The organism is Streptomyces atriruber (assembly GCF_001418325.1).
Classification (GTDB): domain Bacteria; phylum Actinomycetota; class Actinomycetes; order Streptomycetales; family Streptomycetaceae; genus Streptomyces; species Streptomyces atriruber.
Genome location: NZ_LIPN01000691.1, coordinates 1 through 1,502, shown reverse-complemented (window position 1 = coordinate 1,502; position 1,502 = coordinate 1). Strand labels below are relative to the sequence as shown.

Genomic DNA, 1,502 nt, shown 5'->3' with positions numbered 1-1,502 from the left:
TCGTCGCCGCGGCCATGGAGAGGGTGCTCGTCGGGGACCGGCGCGGACGGCTCGCCCCCGGCACGCCCCGGTCGGGGCTCGGACCCGCCGTGGAGGCGGAGCTCGGCGAGCTGTCGCTGCCGACGCCCGAGGCGCCCGCGCGGCGTGAGTTGCGCCTGGATCCGCACCGTTCGGAGCTGGACCTGCGGCGCGAGGTCCTCCTGCGCCGCCTCGCGGTCTGCCGTGTCCCGTACGGGGAGGAGGGCGATGTCGCACGGATCGGTGAGGCGGCCGCGCTCACCTCGCGCTGGACGGTGGAGTGGACGCCTTCGGTGACGGCGATGCTGGACGTCACCGGCGTCCACGGCGTGACCCTCGAACAGGCGTCGGCCGGTGTGCTGCGACAGCGCCACGCGGCCGACGTGCGGCACGGCGGGCCGACCGCGACGCAGGTGCTCGCCGGTCTGTCGGACGCGGCGTGCTGCGCGCTGCCCGACCTCGCGGCCGAACGGCTCGCGGAGGCAGCCGAGTTGCTGCCCGCTTCGGGGACGCTGCCGGAACTTCTCGCCGGGCTCGACCTGTTGAGCCGTGTCGAGGCGGGCCAGCTTCCGGGGCTGCCCGGACGATGGCGTGCCGCCGAGGTCGCCGCGGCGCGTGAGCAGCTCGGCGCGGCAGGGGCGAGGGCCCTCGACGGACTCGCCGGTTCCACCGATGTGGCGGACGCCCGCGCGCTGGTGGATCTCGCCGTCCGCGCGGCCGAACGGGGCGGCGGGCTGCGGCTCGCGGACGCGCTGGCCCGCCTCGACGCGGAGGGCACGCCGCTGATCCGGGGCGCGGCGGGCACGGCACGGGTGCTGCTCGGGCAGCGGGACGTCGACGGGTTCGGCGTCCGGCTCGCGTCCCGCGTGGACGGCGCGGTGACTCCTGAGCTGCGTGCCGATCTGAGCGCCTTCTTGCGGGGCACGCTGGTCGCGGCGGGGCCTCTTCTGGAGACGGGCCGGGCGATGGACCCGCTGCTCGAACGTGTCGAGTCCCTCACGGACCGCGCCTTCCTCGACCGGCTGCCCGCGCTCCGTTCGGGCTTCGACGCCCTGTCCCCCGCGGCGCGTACGCGGATGCTCGCGGCGGTGGAGGACCGTACGGGTCTCTCGGCCGACACGCTGCCCGCGACCGTCGCCGACCCCGCGGCGCTCGCCCGGCTCGCGGAGGCGGATGTGGCGGGGCGGGAGGCGTTGGCCGCGGTGGGGGTCTGTCTGGCCCTGGTCGAGCCGGGCAGCGGGCGCGTACGGATCGCCAACGCGGGCCACATCCCGCCGCTGATCGTCCGCGACTCGGGAGAGGCCGAGTACGTGAAGGCCGCCGGGCCGCTCCTCGGGCTCGGAGATGTGTATAAGAGACAGGTGTCGCACAGCGCGACCGTCCCGGCCGGGGCGCCCGCCGCGGCGGCCCGCAGTTGCTCCAGGGAGAGCGAGAGATCGATCCCCCGGGTCTCCACGAGCCCGTCCGTGACCATGAGCAGCCGA

Annotated in this window: 1 protein-coding gene; it reads left to right on the top strand. The window is 76.2% G+C overall.

The features are described 5' to 3' along the window. Positions 1 to 1,502: DUF5682 family protein (locus AOK03_RS40115; RefSeq protein ID WP_244177965.1), on the top strand; the 1,502-nt coding region annotated here is incomplete at both ends.